This window comes from Streptomyces sp. CNZ287 (genome assembly GCF_007827615.1).
The window spans coordinates 241,745-258,465 of the sequence record NZ_VISV01000005.1 but is presented as its reverse complement, the minus strand read 5'-3'; the positions used below and the strand labels follow the sequence as shown (position 1 = coordinate 258,465).

General features: G+C 74.8%; 11 protein-coding genes and 1 pseudogene. 7 read left to right on the top strand and 5 right to left on the bottom strand.

What is annotated here, in order from left to right:
* The first annotated feature begins 142 nt into the window (after positions 1-142).
* Complete coding sequence (locus tag FB457_RS13085) at positions 143-1,915, top strand: TIGR03767 family metallophosphoesterase (protein WP_145781930.1); 1,773 nt, start codon at positions 143-145, stop codon at positions 1,913-1,915.
* A gap of 267 nt (positions 1,916-2,182) precedes the next feature.
* Here FB457_RS13085 and FB457_RS13080 read toward each other — a convergent pair whose 3' ends face one another.
* From FB457_RS13080 to FB457_RS13070, 3 genes are all read right to left on the bottom strand, one after another.
* Positions 2,183-3,265 carry a hypothetical protein gene (locus tag FB457_RS13080; RefSeq protein ID WP_047015805.1) on the bottom strand — a complete coding sequence of 361 codons (1,083 nt, stop codon included), beginning with the start codon at positions 3,263-3,265 and terminating at the stop codon, positions 2,183-2,185.
* A gap of 144 nt (positions 3,266-3,409) precedes the next feature.
* Positions 3,410-6,013 carry an aminopeptidase N gene (pepN, locus tag FB457_RS13075; protein WP_047015804.1) on the bottom strand — a complete coding sequence of 868 codons (2,604 nt, stop codon included), beginning with the start codon at positions 6,011-6,013 and terminating at the stop codon, positions 3,410-3,412.
* 37 nt (positions 6,014-6,050) lie between these two features.
* On the bottom strand, positions 6,051-7,529 hold the full coding sequence (locus tag FB457_RS13070) for an amino acid permease (RefSeq protein ID WP_047015803.1): 1,479 nt from the start codon (positions 7,527-7,529) through the stop codon (positions 6,051-6,053).
* Between the two features lie 350 nt (positions 7,530-7,879).
* Here FB457_RS13070 and FB457_RS13065 point away from each other — a divergent pair, with 350 nt between their 5' ends.
* The 4 genes from FB457_RS13065 (at position 7,880) to FB457_RS13050 (ending at position 11,156) form a co-directional block, all read left to right on the top strand.
* Positions 7,880-8,497: a biotin transporter BioY gene (locus tag FB457_RS13065; RefSeq protein ID WP_047015802.1), complete on the top strand. Its 618-nt coding sequence runs from the start codon at positions 7,880-7,882 to the stop codon at positions 8,495-8,497.
* 24 nt (positions 8,498-8,521) lie between these two features.
* Positions 8,522-9,007: a ribose-5-phosphate isomerase gene (locus tag FB457_RS13060; RefSeq protein ID WP_047015801.1), complete on the top strand. Its 486-nt coding sequence runs from the start codon at positions 8,522-8,524 to the stop codon at positions 9,005-9,007.
* A gap of 51 nt (positions 9,008-9,058) precedes the next feature.
* The gene (locus FB457_RS13055; protein ID WP_047015800.1) at positions 9,059-9,868 is read left to right on the top strand and encodes an Fpg/Nei family DNA glycosylase; all 810 of its coding nucleotides are present in this window, start codon (positions 9,059-9,061) and stop codon (positions 9,866-9,868) included.
* 145 nt (positions 9,869-10,013) lie between these two features.
* Positions 10,014-11,156 (top strand): SpoIIE family protein phosphatase, encoded by a 1,143-nt coding sequence (locus FB457_RS13050; RefSeq protein WP_145781928.1) that lies wholly within the window; start codon positions 10,014-10,016, stop codon positions 11,154-11,156.
* Positions 11,157-11,222: 66 nt separating this feature from the next.
* On the opposite strand, the pseudogene FB457_RS13045 reads toward FB457_RS13050, so the two are convergent.
* A pseudogene (locus tag FB457_RS13045) lies at positions 11,223-11,627 on the bottom strand (cation:proton antiporter domain-containing protein); the annotation flags it as partial.
* A gap of 168 nt (positions 11,628-11,795) precedes the next feature.
* Between FB457_RS13045 and FB457_RS13040 the strand changes: the two are divergent.
* Together FB457_RS13040 and FB457_RS13035 are read left to right on the top strand one after the other, a co-directional pair.
* The gene (locus FB457_RS13040; RefSeq protein ID WP_047015797.1) at positions 11,796-12,602 is read left to right on the top strand and encodes an ABC transporter ATP-binding protein; all 807 of its coding nucleotides are present in this window, start codon (positions 11,796-11,798) and stop codon (positions 12,600-12,602) included.
* Positions 12,599-15,139: an FtsX-like permease family protein gene (locus tag FB457_RS13035; protein ID WP_145781926.1), complete on the top strand. Its 2,541-nt coding sequence runs from the start codon at positions 12,599-12,601 to the stop codon at positions 15,137-15,139. The genes FB457_RS13040 and FB457_RS13035 overlap by 4 nt, the downstream gene beginning before the upstream one ends.
* 116 nt (positions 15,140-15,255) lie before the next feature.
* Here the strand turns inward: FB457_RS13035 and FB457_RS13030 are convergent, their stop codons facing one another.
* On the bottom strand, positions 15,256-16,395 hold the full coding sequence (locus tag FB457_RS13030) for an acyltransferase family protein (RefSeq protein WP_047015795.1): 1,140 nt from the start codon (positions 16,393-16,395) through the stop codon (positions 15,256-15,258).
* Positions 16,396-16,721: the final 326 nt, after the last annotated feature.

Below are 16,721 nucleotides of genomic sequence, written 5' to 3'. Positions count from 1 at the left end.
CACCGGTGAAGGTATTTGTGGGCTACCCGGTCGCCGTCGTTCCGGTTGCGTTAAGTGGCAGGTCACCCGGCGTGCCAAGGCTCCGAGTGTACGGGTGACCCACCCGCGCCGAAGCCTCCCGCTCATCCCCCCAGGAGCGCTGATGCACTGCGAACGCACGTCCACCATGCCTCCGGGTCCCCGCCGGCGCGCCGTCCTCCTGGGCGCCGCCGGGGCCGCGGGTGCGGCCGCCGGGCTCGGTCTCGCCCTCGGCCCCGGCCAGCCGCGGGCGACCGCGCGGTCCGCCGGGCCGCCGGCGCTGGCCTCGCGGGGCGGTGCCCGGGGGCTGGCGCCCGGCGCGCCGCCGGCGCCGTCGTCCGCGGGCACCACGATCCGTACGACGGCCACCGCCGCCGGGTCCGGCGGCTACCGGCACCTCACGGAGGGCGCGGGCTGGCCCCGGGTCGTACGCGCGGAACTCGGCGCCGCGGGCGCGCGGCGCGCGGAGAAGCGGACCCCGCTCGCCGCCTTCGTGCAGCTCACCGACCTGCACATCGTGGACGTGCAGACGCCGCTGCGCTCGGAGTACTTCCGCGAGCACGAGGGCGACGGCTGGCGCCCGCAGGAGGCGCTGAGCGTGCCGGGCGCGATCGCGCTCATCGAGCGCGTCAACTCGCTGACCGCCGGGCCCGCCACCGGGCTCGCGCTCGGCTGCGCGGTCACCACCGGCGACAACACGGACAACAACAACGGCCTGGAACTGGAGTGGTACCTCACCGCGATGAGCGGGGGCCGGATCGTGCCCAACAGCGGTGACCCCGGGTCGTACGAGGGCGTCCAGAACAGCGGCGTCGACCGCTACTGGCACCCGGAGAGCCGGCTGCGCGACGCCGACAAGGCGCTCGGCTTCCCGCGCGTCGACGGCTTCCTCGAAGCGGCGATCCGGGAGGTCACAAGCCCCGGACTGCACCTGCCGTGGTACTCCACCGTCGGCAACCACGACCTGCTGCCCGGCGGCTGCTACGCGGCCCGCCAGCCGTACTTCGCCGAGTACGCGACCGGCGACCGGAAGCTGATGACGCTGCCGGAGTCGATCGCCGGGCCGCTCTTCGACGCCCTGCGCGCGGGCACCGACCCGCGGGGCGAGGCGTTCGCCGAGATGCTGCGCACGCAGCGGCACCTGATGCGTACGGTCACGGCGGACGAGCGGCGGGCGCCCTTCACGTCGCAGGAGTACGTGGCCGCGCACCTCCAGGAGCGCTTCACCGGGGCGGGGCCCGTGGGCCACGGCTACACGGAGGCCCACCGCGCCTCCGGCGAGCTGTACTACGACTTCGCCCTCGGCGAGGCGGGACCGGGCGTCGTCGGCATCAGCCTGGACACCACCGACCACGGCGGCGACTACCGCGGCTCGCTGGGCACGGCGCAGTTGCGCTGGCTGGAGCGGAAGCTGGCGGAGCACGCGCACTCGTACGTCGTCGTCTTCAGCCACCACACCAGCAAGTCGATGAACAACACGACGCCCGACCCGTTCCGGCCGGACGACAAGCGGCACACGGGCGGGGAACTGCTCGGGCTGCTGCTGGCCCACCGCAACGTGGTCGCGTGGGTGAACGGGCACAGCCACCGCAACGAGATCACCCCGCACGGCGACGCCGGGGGCGGGCTGTGGGAGATCACCACCGCCTCGCACGTGGACTTCCCGCAACTGGCCCGGGTGGTGGAGCTGGCGGACAACGGCGACGGGACGCTGTCGCTCTTCACGACGCTGATCGAGTCGGCGGCCCCTTACCGCGCGGACGGCGGCGAACTCGGCCAGGCGGGCCTGGCGTCCCTCTACCGCGAGCTGGCCCTCAACGCCCCCCACTCCCCGCGCCGCCGCGCCCTGTCGGGCCTGGAGACGGACCGCAACACCGAACTGCTGCAGGCCCGCTGACCCCCGCGCGCCCCCGGCCGCCGGCGCCCGGCACGCCGTGCGGCCGGCGGGGGCGCGGCGGTCAGGGGCGGGTGGACCTGCCGTCGAGCCGCAGGGTGGCCGGCTCGACGCGGTGTGAGCCGGTGGAGCCGACGTGCTCGGTGTTGTCCACATACGCCTGAAAAGACATCGGGGCTACTCCCGTTCCGTACGTTGTCCGCGTCGTCGACGGTGACCACGACGACGCCCCGATATCCCTTCCCACCAGAGACGACGGCGGTGCGGCGGTCAGCGCGGCAGGACCACCACGTGCGTGGCGTGGTCCCGTTCCGCCGAGGCGGTCATCGCCGCCCTTACCACCTCCGCCTGCTGCTCCGGCGCCTCGCGCAGCGCCCGCGGGGTGACGTGGACGACCGTGATGCCCAGGCGCTCCAGGGTCTCCCGCTTCCTCGCGTACGGGGACCACAGCGCCTCGTCGTCGTGGGAGGTGCGGCGCGGGGTGCGGGCGTCGATCTCCACGGCGACCGCGTGGTCGGGCCAGTAGGCGTCGACGCCGCCGAGGTGAGGGCCGCCGGGCAGGCGGAGGTCGACGTTCCAGAGGGGGTCGGGCAGGGCGTGGGCGTCGACCATGGCGTACAGGCGGCCCTCGGCCAGCGCGCGGCCCTCCGCGATCAGGGTGTCGACCGCGTCGATCACGTGCGCCCGGCCCAGCAGCCGGGCCCGGCTCAGCTCGCGTACCACCGCCGTCGCCTCGCAGTGCCCGCCGTGCACCGCCTCCGTCAGCAGCCGGTGCACGTCGGCGGCGTCGGTGAGGACCGCGACCGTGTCGGCGAGGGCGCGCGGGACCGGGGCCACGGGCAGGCCCGTGATCCGGTCGGGGCGCGGGAGCGTGTGAGCGCGGACGAGGCGGACGGAGCCGGTGGAGCGGAGCCGGCGGGTGCGGGGGAGGAGGACGTCGATCCGGTCGAGGGCCAGCAGCGGCGGGGCGGTGGTGAAGCCGTGCAGCGCGAGCGCCGCGAGGCCGGTGATCATCGCGTCACCGTACGGCGCCGGTTCGGCGTCCTGCGCCGGGGCGGAGGCGGTCCGGCCGCGGGTCTGGGCGGGCACGGCGGGGCGGCCCGGCGGCCGGCCGGCGTAGAGCAGGGCCGCGTGCAGCCGCTCCGCTGGCGTCGGTGGTCCCGCGTGCAGCAGGTAGACGCCGGGCAGCAGTTGCTGCCACGGGCCGCCGGGGCGGCAGCGCTGCGCGGCGTCGGCGGCGGCGATGCCGTGCTCGCGCAGTTGCCGGGCGGTCATGACCTGGTCGCGGGCGCCGGCGGCCTCGCGGAGCGGGCGCGGGCTGAGCGGTGCGGGGGAGGCTGAGTTCGCGTTCATGGCCGCTGGATTCCCGGCGGCCCACCCTCCCCTAACCGCTGTTACAGGGCCGTCGAAGAATACGGACAAGCCGGGGCCAATGACCACACGTTCGACTGTCGAGCAGAGGTGCCCCCGGCCCGTACGGGCCGCGCCCCCGACGGCTCACTCCTGCCCGTCGCGCTCCTGCGCACGCAACGCGCGCGCCAGGTCGTCGCGCGCCTCCCACACCAGCCGCCGCAGCGCCGGCGGCGCCGTGCCGTCGGTCTCCCGCAGCCAGGTGTCCGTCGCGTCCAGCGTCCCCCGGTGCGCCTGCAGCGCCGGGTAGAGGCCCCGTACGACCGCCATGGCGCTCTCGATCGTCCGCTCCCGCCAGATCCGCTCGATCGCCTCGAAGTACCGCGGCGCGTACGGCGCGAGGAGGTCCCGCTGCCCCGGCCGCGTGAAGCCGGAGATGGTCGCCTCGACCATCGCGTTGGACAGCTCGTCGGAGTCCACGACGGCGGTCCACGCCGCCTCCTTCACCCGCGCGTCGGGCCGGGCGGCCAGGCAGCGTACCTGGTGGCGCTTGCCGGACGCGGTGTCGTCGCGGGCCAGTTCGGCGTCGACGGCCGCCGCGTCGGCGGCGCCGTGGGCGACGAGCGGCAGCAGCACCTCCCAGCGCAGCTCCTGGTCGACGTCCAGCCCGTCGATCTTCGCCTGGCCGTCGAGGAGGCCGTGGAGCAGTTGCAGGTCCTGCTCCGTACCGGCGACGGAGGCGAAGAAGCGGGCCCACGCCAACTGGTGGTCGCTGCCGGGCGGCGCGAGCCGCAGCTCGCCCAGCGCGCCCTCGGCGAGGGCCTCTTCCGCCGCGGCGCGGTGCCCGGGCGCGGCGTAGTGGTCGACGGTGTAGTGCGCCTGCTGGTGCAGCCCCTGGAGCACGCCGATGTCGGTCTCGCGTCCGGCGAAGCGCAGCACGAGGTCGAGGTAGTCGCGGGCGGGCATGAGGCCGTCGCGGGTGAGGTCCCAGGCGGTGGCCCAGAGCAGGGCGCGGGCGAGGGGGTCGGAGACGTCGTCGAGGCGCTCGCGCACGGTGTCGAGCGAGTCCTCGTCGAAGCGGGCCTTGCAGAAGGTGAGGTCGTCGTCGTTGACGAGGATCAGCTCGGGGCGCGGCTGTCCGGCCAGCTCCGCGACGACCGCGTGCCCGTCGGTGACGTCGACCTCGGCGCGCGCGTAGCGCACCAGCTCGCCGGAGGCGTCCGGCTGCCCGTAGAGACCGACGGCCACCCGGTGCGGCCGCGGGGCCGGGGCGGCGGCGCCCGGGCCGGTCCCGGGGCTCTCGCGCAGGATCGCCAGCTCGGTGATCCGCTCGTTCGCGTCGTACGTCACCTGCGGCGTGAGGGTGTCGACGCCCGCGGTCTGCAGCCACGGCCCGGCCCACGCCGACATGTCCCGGCCCGACGTCTCCTCCAGCGCGGCCAGCAGGTCGGCGAGGCGGGTGTTGCGGAAGGCGTGCCGCTTGAAGTAGCGGCGGGCGCCCTCCATGAAGGCGTCCCGGCCGACGTACGCGACGAGCTGCTTGAGCACCGCGGCGCCCTTGGCGTACGTGATGCCGTCGAAGTTGAGCTTGGCCGCCTCCAGGTCGTGGATGTCGGCCGTGATCGGGTGGGTCGTCGGCAGTTGGTCGGCCCGGTACGCCCACGCCTTGCGGCGGTTGGCGAAGGTGATCCAGCTCCCGGTGAACCGGGTGGCCTCGGCGAGCGCCAGCGCGCCCATGTAGTCGGCGAACGACTCCTTGAGCCAGAGGTCGTCCCACCACTCCATGGTCACCAGGTCGCCGAACCACATGTGCGCCATCTCGTGCAGCACGACGTTCGCCCGGCGCTCGTACGCCGCGTCGGTGACCTTGCCGCGGAAGACGAACTCCTCGCGGAAGGTGACGAGACCGGGGTTCTCCATGGCGCCGATGTTGTACTCCGGCACGAACGCCTGGTCGTACTTGCCCCAGGGGTAGGGGTAGTCGAAGTGGTCGTGGAAGAAGTCCAGGCCCTGCTTGGTGACGGTGAAGACGTCGTCGGCGTCGAAGTGCCGGGCGAGGGACCTGCGGCAGAGCGCGCCGAGCGGCACGACCAGCTCCCGGCCGTCGTCGAACGTGCGCGTGTAGCGGTCCTCCAGGTGGGCGTACGGTCCGGCGAGGACGGCCGTGATGTACGTGGAGATCGGCTTGGTCGGCTCGAACCGCCAGGTCGCCGATTCGTCCTGGTGGAGCTCCGCGGGGCCCGCGAGCGCGCCGCCGGAGAGCACCGTCCAGTGCCTTGGGGCCGTGACGGTGAAGGTGAACGGGGCCTTGAGGTCGGGCTGTTCGAAGGTGGCGAAGACCCGGCGGGCGTCGGCCGGCTCGTACTGCGTGTAGAGGTAGACCTCGCCGTCCTCCGGGTCGACGAAGCGGTGCATGCCCTCGCCGGTGCGGCTGAACGCGCAGCGCGCGTCGACCACGACCTCGTTCTCCGCCGCCAGGTCCTCCAGCGTGATCCGCGACCCGTCGAAGACCGCGCCCGGGTCGAGGTCCCGCCCGTTGAGGCTCACCGCCGTCACGTCCGGCGCGATGAGGTCGAGGAAGGTCGCCGCGCCCGGCTGGGCGCAGCGGAACCGCACCGTGGTCACCGACCGGAAGGGCCCGGGCGCGGGGGCCACCGCCGTGCGCAGGTCGAGCTCGACCTCGTACGCCTCGACCTCCAGCAGCCGTGCGCGCTCCCGGGCCTCCTCGCGGGTCAGGTTCTCACCGGGCACGGGGTGACTCCTTCGTCTCGCAGGTCCGATGGCGAAATCATGTCATGCGGGTACCCCGCCGGCGGTGCTGACGTACCAGGCCCACGAGGGAGAGCGCCGCGGTCAGACCCGCCGTGGTCAGGAGCTGGGTGCGGGAGTCCGGCTCGCGCAGCATCAGCACCAGGATCCCGGCCATGGCGGCGAGCGCCGCCCAGGTCAGGTACGGGTACGCCCACATCCGTACCGTCAGCAGCTCCGGCGCCTCGCGCTCCAGCCGGCGGCGGGTGCGCAACTGGGCGACGGCGGTGAACGCCCAGACCACGAGGATCGCGGCGCCGACCATGTTCAGCAGCCACTGGAAGAGCGTGTCGGGCCAGCGGTAGCTGAGCAGCACGGCGGCGAAGCCGAAGGAGCAGGTGGCGACGGTCGCGCGGCGCGGCACCCGGTGGGTCAGCCGGCCGAGGAAGCGCGGGCCCTGGCCGCGGGCGACCAGGGAGTACGCCATGCGCGAGGCGCCGTAGATGTTGGCGTTCATCGCGGAGAGCAGCGCCACCAGCACGACGACGTTCATCACCTGGCCCGCGGCCGGGATGCCGAGGTGGTCGAGCGCGGCGGCGTACGGACCCGACTTCACCGCCGGGTCGTCCCACGGGAGCAGCGCGACGACGACCAGCATGGAGCCGACGTAGAAGATCGCGATCCGGTACATCGCGGTACGCACCGCGCGGGCGACGCCGCGCCGCGGGTGCTCCGACTCGGCGGCCGCGATGGTCACGTTCTCCAGCCCGCCGTACGCGAAGACGGAGGCGAGCAGGCCGACGAGCAGCCCCTCGGAGCCGTTGGGCAGGAAGCCGTCGCCGCCACCGGTGAGGTTCGCGGTGCCGGGCGAGTCGGTGCCGGGGAGCAGGCCGAGCACGGCGAGGAGGCCGAGGGCGAGGAAGGCGGTGATCGCGGCGACCTTCAGCCCGGCGAACCAGAACTCGGCCTCGCCGAAGTTGCCGACGGCCGCCAGGTTCGTGACGCAGAAGACGGCCATGAACAGCAGGACCCACATCCACGACTCGGTGCCCGGCAGCCAGCCCGTGACGATCTGCGAGGCGCCGATCGCCTCGGCGGCGATGGCGACGCCCAGCAGCGTCCAGTACATCCAGCCGGAGGTGAGCCCGGCCCACGGGCCCAGCGCCCGCTCGGCGTGCACGGAGAAGGAGCCGGAGGCGGGGTGGGCGGCGGACATCTCGCCGAGCATCCGCATCACGAGCATGACGAGCAGCCCGGAGACGGCGTACGCGAGGACGATGCCGGGGCCGGCGGCGGCGATGCCGGCGCCGGAGCCGACGAAGAGGCCCGCGCCGATGACGCCGCCGAGGGCGATCATCGTCAGGTGGCGCTGCTTGAGGCCGGTGCCGAGGGCGGACGGAACGGGGCCCGCGGCCGGTGCGGCGGCGTCGGCGGTGGCCGGTGCGGGGATGCCGGCGGGGTCTGCGGCGGCGCCCACGGGGGCGCCCGCGGTGCCGTCGGGGTGGGGGGATGTGCTCATGCTGGTGTCCTGGGGGGTAGTGCGTGGGACGATTCAGTCTGCGGCATCGCGCCGGGCGTGCGCCGCGGCCGGCGAGGCGGCGTTGGAGGGGTTCCACAGCGGGAGTCGGGCGTACGGCCGGGCAGTTGGCCCGGCGTGAAACCCGGTCACCGTGTGGCGTATCTCACGTGACCTGCTCGGATGCCGGAATCGCAGTCCCCGGGCCGGTAGCCGCGGAGGTGCGGGGGAGTGACAGGTATGTGCGGCGGGGATTGGCACCTTTCCACGGTGATCGGCCCGGGGCCGTCGGCTAGCGTACGCAGCGTCCCCGTACCCCGTGACGGACCCGCGAACCGAGACCGGAGAACCCGATGAGCACTGCCGCCGTCTCCTCCCCGCACCGCGCGCGCCCCGGCGCCGTACTCGCCGACGTCCTGCCCGCCTCGACCGCGGCCCGCGCCCGGCTGCGCGACATCGCGCTCGTCGCCGGCGGCGCGGCGCTCACCGGCGCCGCCGCGCAGTTCTCGGTGCCCGTGCCGGGCTCGCCGGTGCCGGTCACCGGGCAGACCTTCGCCGCGCTGCTCGTCGGCGCCTCGCTGGGCACCGGGCGGGCGTTCCTCTCGCTCCTGCTCTACGCGGTCGCGGGTGTGGCGGGGATGCCGTGGTTCGCGGAGGGCTCCTCGGGGTGGGGCATGCCCTCGTTCGGCTACGTTCTCGGGATGCTCCTCGCCGCCGCGGCCGTCGGCGCGCTGGCCCGCCGCGGCGGCGACCGCGACGTGTGGCGCACGGCCGGGACGATGGTCCTCGGCAGTGTCGTCATCTACGCCGTGGGCGTGCCGTACCTGGCGCTCTCGCTGAACGTCTCCCCGGGCGAGGCGGTCTCCCTCGGCCTCACCCCGTACCTCCTGGGCGACGCCCTGAAGGCCGCCCTCGCGATGGGCGCGCTGCCCGCCGCCTGGCACATCGCCGGGCGTGCGCACCGGGGCTGACCCGCGGCCCGTAGACTCCGGGCCATGCGCGTGTACCTCGGCAGCGACCATGCCGGCTATGAACTCAAGGAACACCTCCTCGCCTGGCTCCGGGAGCACGGGCACGAGCCCGTCGACTGCGGCCCGCTGATCTACGACGCCGCAGACGACTACCCGCCGTTCTGTCTGCGCGCCGCCGAGCGCACCGCCGCCGACCCCGGCAGCCTCGGGGTCGTCATCGGCGGCTCGGGCAACGGCGAGCAGATCGCCGCCAACAAGGTGGCGGGGGTGCGCTCGGCGCTGGCGTGGAGCGAGGAGACGGCGCGGCTGGCGCGCGAGCACAACGACGCCAACGTCGTCAGCGTCGGCGCCCGGATGCACACCCGCGACGAGGCCACGAGCTTCGTCGAGGTGTTCCTCGCCACCCCGTACTCCGGTGAGGAGCGCCACCAGCGGCGCATCGACATGCTCAGCGCGTACGAGCAGAGCGGCAAGCTCCCCGACGTGCCGGCGCACCACCCGCAGCCGTAGCGGCGGCCACGAGCGTCACGGGCGGGAGAGGACAGGACCGAGAGGGGGCGTATGCCCGAGGGCCACACCATCCACCGGCTGTCCGTCGAGTACGGCGTGCGCTTCGGCGGCCGGGCGGTCCGCGCGGCCAGCCCGCAGGGCAAGTTCGCCGACGGCGCCGCGCTCATCGACGGCTGCCGGCTCACCGGCACCGACGCCCACGGCAAGCACCTCTTCCTCGGCTTCGGACCCGTCGGCCACCTCCACGTCCACCTCGGGATCTACGGCAAGGTCGGCTTCGGCGACGGCCCCGCGCCGCCGCCCGTCGGCGCCGTCCGGCTGCGGCTGGCCACCGGCGCCGGCTACGCGGACCTGCGCGGCCCCTCGGCGTGCGAGCTGGTCACCGAGGAGGAGAAGGACGCCGTGCACGCCCGGCTCGGCGACGACCCGCTGCGCGCGGGCGACGACGGCGAGGCGGCGTGGGCGCGGATCTCGCGCAGCCGCGCGCCGATCGCCGCGCTCCTCATGGACCAGCGGGTGATCTCCGGCGTCGGCAACATCTACCGCACCGAAGTCCTCTTCCGGCACGGCATCGACCCCTACCGCGCGGGCCGCGACCTCGGCCGCGCCGCCTGGGAGGCGGTCTGGGCGGACCTCGCGGCGCTGATGCGCGAGGGCGTGCGCACCGGGCGCATCGACACCGTGCGGCCGGAGCATCTGCCCGAGGCGATGGGCCGCCCGCCGCGCGTCGACGAGCACGGCGGCGAGGTCTACGTCTACCGCCGCGCGGGCCGCCCGTGCCACCTCTGCGGCACCGACGTACGCACCGCCACGCTCGCCGCGCGCAACCTCTTCTGGTGCCCCGGGTGCCAGCCCACGTGACCCTCGTCCCAACTGCGTTCGCGCAGGCCCTCCTTCGTTCAAAACTCCGTGAATTCGCATACGATTCCGGCAGTGCCGCCCGAAGAGTGCGGTCGGCACGCCGTGAATCGACGCCCGGCGCGGCGGGTGGATAGGGTCCCGGGGCATGGCCGGAGGTGCGGGTTCCACCTCGCAAGCGGCCCGGTGGCACAAGACGCTGCACCGGGTCCGGGTCGGCGTGCGCAGGGCCGGTGTCGACTACTTCCGCGGTGAGGGCTCCGACTGGATCGCCCTCGTCGTCCTGCTGCTGACCATCCCCGCGCTCGCCGCCGGGACGCTCCTCTCGCCGGCCTGGGTCTCGCCCGCCGCGTTGGTCCTGCCGATCTTCATCGGCGGCCTGGTGCTGCGGCCCGCCAGCCTCCTCGCGCTGTACGCCGCCTCCGCGACCGCGCTCATCGTCGAGGCGATGCTCCTCGGGCCGTACGCGGAAGGCCCCGCCCGGGTCACTCCCGGCACCGTGCTCGTGATCGCCTCGGTGGGGCTGACGGGCCTGACCGTCGCGCAGTTCCGCAGCCGCGTGGGCGTGCCGTGGCGGCGCGGCGGCACGATGCTCTTCGACCTGCGTGAGCGGATCCGGGTGCAGAGCAAGCTGCCCCGGCTGCCGCGCGGCTGGCACGCGGAGATGTCGCTGCGTCCGGCCGGCGGCCAGTCCTTCTCCGGCGACTTCGTCGTCGCCTCCCGCACCCACGGCGGCCAGATCCTGGAGGCCGTGCTCACCGACGTCTCCGGCAAGGGCATGGCGGCAGGCTCGCGGGCGCTGCTGCTCTCCGGCGCCTTCGGCGGGCTGCTCGGCTCGCTGCCGCCGCACGACTTCCTGCCCGCCGCCAACGGCTATCTGCTGCGCCAGGAGTGGCAGGAGGGCTTCGCCACCTCCGTGCACCTGGTGCTGGACCTGGAGTCGGGGGACTACGAGCTGTTCTCCGCGGGGCACGTGCCCGGCGTGCAGCTCAGCGCCGGCACGGGCCGCTGGGAGGAGAAGGGCGCGGAGGGGCCGCTGCTCGGCGTGGTGGAGGAGGCGCAGTTCGACCCGCTGAAGGGCACGCTGCGCCGCGGGGACGTGCTGATGCTCTTCTCGGACGGGCTGGTCGAGGCGCCGGACCGGGATCTGACCGAGGGCATGGACCGGCTGATAGGCGAGGCGGACCACTACGCGTCGAGCACGTTCCGGGGCGCGGCCTGGCACCTGATCGAGAAGGTGGCCAAGGACGTCAAGGACGACCGGGCGCTGCTGCTGATCTGCCGCGAGTGAGGCGGACCGGCCGGGACCGGGGCGCTCACCCGTCGCCGTCGCGCGCGTACGCCCCGGTCCCCGGGGTCACTTGGCCCCGGCCGTCTCCGGCCCGGGTTCCAGTGCCGCCCCGCCCGCGGGCGGTGTGCCCCCGGGCAGGAAGCGGGCCAGCCAGTGGGACCGCCCCGCCGCCAGCGGCGCGAGCACGGCGAGCACCAGCACGTACCCGGCGATGAACGGCGACAGCCGCCGGTCGAGCCCGGCCGTGGCCGCCATCGTGGCCAGGATGAGCGCGAACTCGCCCCGGGCCAGCAGCGTCAGCGCGATGTTCGAGGCGGGCGCCGCCCCGAACCCGTACAGCTTCGCCGCGGCGAGCCCCGCGCTGATGTTCATCACGATCGTCAGCAGTACCGCGAGGGCCACGGGGGCCGCGACCGAGGGCAGGTCGCCCGGGTCGATCGAGAGCCCGAAGCCGAAGAAGCCACTTCCCCCGCTCCTCCGCCCCCGGCCACCGCCGCCACCTCGGGTTAACCCCACCCCGGGTCCGCCAGCAGCCGCCATGGCCCCGCGTACCCCCGCTCCGTAGCGTCGACACCACGATGACCAGGGCGGCAGCCCCGGCGACACCACGGCGAACGGCACGGAAGAAGGGCGGACGACATGCGGCTGCGGACCAGGGGAGAGCGGCAGGACCACGGGGCACCCGCCCCGGGCCACGCCGTCGAACTGCGCGGCGTACAGCGGCGCTACGGCCGCGGCGCCGGCGTCGTCCACGCGCTGCGCGGCATCGACCTCGCCCTCCCCCGGGGCACGTACACCGCCGTCATGGGCCCCTCGGGGTCCGGCAAGTCCACGCTCCTGCAGTGCGCCGCGGGCCTCGACCGGCCCACCGCGGGCTCGGTGCTCCTCGGCGGTACGGAGCTGACGCGGCTCGGCGAGAACAAGCTCACCGAACTGCGCCGCAGCCGCCTGGGGTTCGTCTTCCAGGCGTTCAACCTGCTGCCGTCGCTGACCGTCTCGCAGAACGTCCTGCTGCCCATGCGGCTCGCCGGGTTCCGCGCCGACCACGCGCGGGCGGCGGAGGTGCTGGCGCAGGTCGGCCTCGCGGCGCACGGCAGGCGGCGGCCCGCGGAGCTGTCCGGCGGCCAGCAGCAGCGGGTGGCGATCGCCCGGGCGCTGGTCACCAGGCCGGACGTGATCTTCGCGGACGAGCCGACGGGGGCGCTGGACACCCGCACGGCGGCGGAGGTCCTGGCGCTGCTGCGGCACGCGGTGGACTCCCTGGGCGCGACGGTGGTCATGGTCACGCACGACCCGGTGGCGGCGTCGTACGCGGACGTGGCGCTCTTCCTCGCCGACGGTGCCCTGGCGGGCAGCCTCCAGCGGCCGACGGCGGAGCAGGTCGCGGCCCGGATGACGGCGCTGGACCCGCGGGACACGGCGCGCGGGGCGGAGCGGGCGGCGTGAGCGACGGTCCGGCAGGGGCGCGGGCGCGTACGAACGGTCTTGCGCGGGCCGCGCTCCGGTTCCGGCCCGCGGGCTTCGCCGGGACGTTCGTCGCGCTGATGATGGCGGCGCTGATCGTGTCGGCGTGCGGGATCCTGCTGGAGACGGGCGTACGGGCCTCGGCGCCGCCGGAGCGGTACGCGCACGTGCCCGTGGTGGTCGCCGCGGACCAGCGGGCGCACATGACGGTGGGCAGCGGCGACGGCGCGTACGACGCCTCGGAGCAGGTGCCGGACCGGGCCCGGGTGGGGGCGGGGCTGGCGGAGCGCGTCGCGTCCGCGCGGGGCGTCGCCGCGGCGGTCCCGGACGTCACGTTCCCGGCCCGCCTGGCGGCCGGGGAGGGCGCGCCGGGCGGCGCCGCGCTCACCGCGCAGGGCTGGGGCTCCCACGCCTTCACCGGCACCTCGCTCGCGGAGGGCTCGGCCCCGGGCGCGGACGAGGTGGTCCTGGACCGGGCGACGGCCCGTGCGGCGGGCGCGGACGTGGGGGACACGATCGCGCTCGTCCTCCCGTCGGGACAGCAGGAGTTCCGCGTCTCCGGCATCGCGGCGGCCGCGGCGGCGCGGACCTCCGGTGCCGCGTACCTCGCCGACGCCGCCGCCGCCCGGGCCGCCGGGCACCCGGGGCGGTTCGACGCCGTCGCCGTGCTGGCGGCGGACGGGGCCGGCGCCGGGCAGCTCGCCGACGCCGTGCGCGGCGCCGTGGGCGACCGGGCCGAGGTGCACACCGGGGACGGGCGCGGGGGCGTCGAGGACACCGGGGTCGCGGCGGCCGAGGAGCTGCTGACCGGGCTCGGCGGCTCGTTCGGCGGCATCGCCGCCACCGTCGCCGTCTTCACCGCCGCGGGCACCGTCGCCCTCTCCGTGGCGCAGCGCAAGCGCGAGTTCGCCCTGCTCCGGGCCATCGGCGCCACCCCGCGGCAGATCCGCCGCTCCGTGGCCGCCGAGGCGCTGCTCGTCGCGCCGGCCGCCGGGCTCGCCGGGCTGCTGCCCGGCATCGGGCTCGCCTCCTGGTGGTTCGGCCAGCTCAAGGACCGCGACGCCGTGCCGGCCGCCGTCGACCTGCACGTCTCCCCGATCCCGCTCGCCGTCGCCGTCGGCACCGCGCTGCTCAGCGCGCTGGTCGCCGGCTGGGCGGCCGCCCGCAGGCCCGCGCGGACCAAGCCCGGCCAGGCGCTCACCGAGGCGTCCGTGGAGCGGTTGCGCCCCGGGATCGTCCGTACGGTCCTCGGGCTCGGCGCCGTCACCGGCGGCATCCTCCTCAGCGGCGTCGCCGCCCGCTCCGCCGGGGACGACGCGGCCGAAGCGGCGCTCGGCGTCGTGATGCTCTTCATGCTCGCCGTCGCCCTCCTGGGGCCGCTGATCGCGCGGCTGGCCGCCGGGCTGTTCGGCCTGCCGCTGCGCGCGGGCGACGCCAGCGCGGAGCTGGCCGCCGCCAACTCCCGTACGAACGCCCGCAGGCTGGCCTCCGCGATCACGCCGATCGTGCTGGCGACGGCGTTCGCCTCGGTGCTGGTCTTCATGCACACCAGCGAGGACCACGCCACCGCGGCCCAGCAGCGCGCCGGCGTCACCGCCGACCACGTCGTCACCCACCCCGGCGGCCTGCCCGCCGACGCCGCCGAGCGCGCGGCGCGGCAGCCCGGGGTGGAGGCGGCGGTGGGCGTGCTGCGCTCGGAGGTGCTGGTGCCGGTCGGCGGCGGGGGCGACCGGTGGCTCCAGGGCGCGACCGCCCAGGGTGTCTCCGGCGACGGGCTCACCCGCGTCCAGGACCTCGACGTCCGCCAAGGCTCCCTGGACAGGCTGCCGGAGCCCGGCACGGTGGCGCTCGACGAGAACCTGGCCCGCTCCGCGGGCGCGGGCGTCGGCGAGCGCGTCGAACTGCGGCTGCCGGACGGCACGCCGGAGAAGGCCGAGGTGGTGGCCACGTACGGGCGGGGCCTCGGGCTCGCCCAGGTGACGCTCGACCGCGCGGCGCTGGCCGGGCACGTCACCGCCGGGTACGACACGGACCTGCTGGTCAGCGGCGGCAGCGCCGCCGGCCTCGGCGCCCTGGGCGGCGCCGGCACCGCGGTGACCGACGCGGCCGGCTACGCGCAGCAGCAGGACGTCGACCGCAGCCTCAACCGCTGGGCGAACTTCACCATGGCCGGCGTCCTCGGCGGCTTCGCCGCCGTCGCCGCGCTCAACACCCTCGTCATGACGGTGCTGGACCGCCGCCGCGAGCTGGGCATGCTGCGGCTGATCGGCTCCACCCGGCGCCAGGTACTGGGCATGATCCGCTGGGAGGGGCTGCTCGTCGGGGTGGCGGGCCTGGTGCTGGGCGGGGCGATCGCGGCGGCGACGCTGGTGCCGATGGTCCGCGGGATCACCGGCGGGGATCCGTACCTGCCGCCGCTGACGGTCGCCGCGTTCACGGCGGGCGCGGTGGGGCTGGGGCTGCTGGGCACCGTGCTGCCGGCCCGCGCGGCGCTGCGGCGGGCGGAGCCGGCGGGCTGAGGGGCCGCCGCCGTACGGGCGGGGGCGCGGCCCGTACGGGCGGGGGCGCGGGGACGCGAGCGGCCCGGGGCGCCCTTCCGCGAGGAGGGCGGCCCGGGCCGCGTGCCGTACGGGACTCAGCGGGAGGCGCTCGCCCGCTCCCGCTCGGGGGTCTGCTCCGCCGCCGCCGGCTTGGCGGCCGGCGAACCGCCGCGGCCGCCGCCGTCGTCGGACCTGAACAGCCAGTCCATACCCGGCTCCATCGCCCACCGGAACATCCGCCGCACCGGCGGGGTACAGAGCACCGTGACGATCGCGGCCGCGATCGCCGTCACCGCGATGGCGCCCAGCGGGGTGTGCGCGAAGTCGTTGTCGTACCAGCCCCAGAAGCGCGATCCCTTGGCGAGGAACCCGTGCAGCAGGTAGCCGTACAGCGTGCCGGCGCCCAGCACGGTGAACCACCTCGTGCGCCGCGGCACCCAGGCCAGGAAGCACACTGTGAGCACCAGCGCACAGCCGAACATCGCGAACGTCATCACCGGACCGGCCCAGATGGGCGCGCCCAACTCCTGTGCGGAGTCGCGGTGGTAGAACCAGCCGGCGTTCATCCGCGGCACCGCCCAGTAGGCGACGACCGCGGCCATCAGGCCCACGGGCACGGACAGCAGCCGCACCTCGCGCCTGCGCACGAGGTCGAAGTGCTCGGGCTTGAGCATCAGACCGAGCACGAAGAAGGGCATGAACTGCAGCACGCGCTGCAGGTCGAGGTCGTTGCCGACGGTGTCGCTCATGGACGCCGCGGTGGCGATGACCAGCGCCAGCGGCACCGGCCAGCGCACCGCCTTCCACAGCGGCGTCGTCATCCGCCAGACGAACAGGGCGATGAGGAACCACGTCAGGTACCACGGATCGAGGATGCTGATGCGGTAGCCGGGGACGTCGCCCGCCCAGCGGTTGAAGAACGTGTACGCGGTCTCGAAGATCACGTACGGCACGAGGACGCCGGTGACCAGGCGCTGCACGCGCCCCGGACGGCCGAGGTCGAACGAGCGTGACATATAGCCGGAGATGACGATGAACGCCGGCATGTGGAACGAGTAGACGAGCATGTAGAGCGCGGACGCGGCGCGGCTGTCGTCGCGCAGCGGCTCCCACGCGTGGCCGAGCGCCACCAGCACGATGGCCAGGTACTTTGCGTTGTCGAAGAAGGGATCGCGGGTCTTCGGCTTGCCGGAGTCGCCGGCCGGACGAGCCGCGGTCTGCGGCAGGTGGGTCACGAAGCCTCCAGGTACGAGTCCGGCGGCGGAACCCGGAACCGCACCGGCGGGTTGGGGTCGAGGGGGGATCGGAACATCGTCGGCACCCTAGCGTCCGGGAGTCGGGCCCGTAAATTCGAAGTCAGCGTCGGGAATTTCATAGACATGGAGACAGGCGACGGGGTCAGCGAGCATCACTGTATGCCAGTTTTGTCCTGAATGAACCGGACATAGAGGGACGAAACTTCGACGTGTCCTGTGATCGGTTTTCGGCCGGTCCCGGATGCCCGCGGACCGTTCGAATGGAGAATTCCCAGCGGGTGGAACGCCCGTCCGCGTACCGCTTA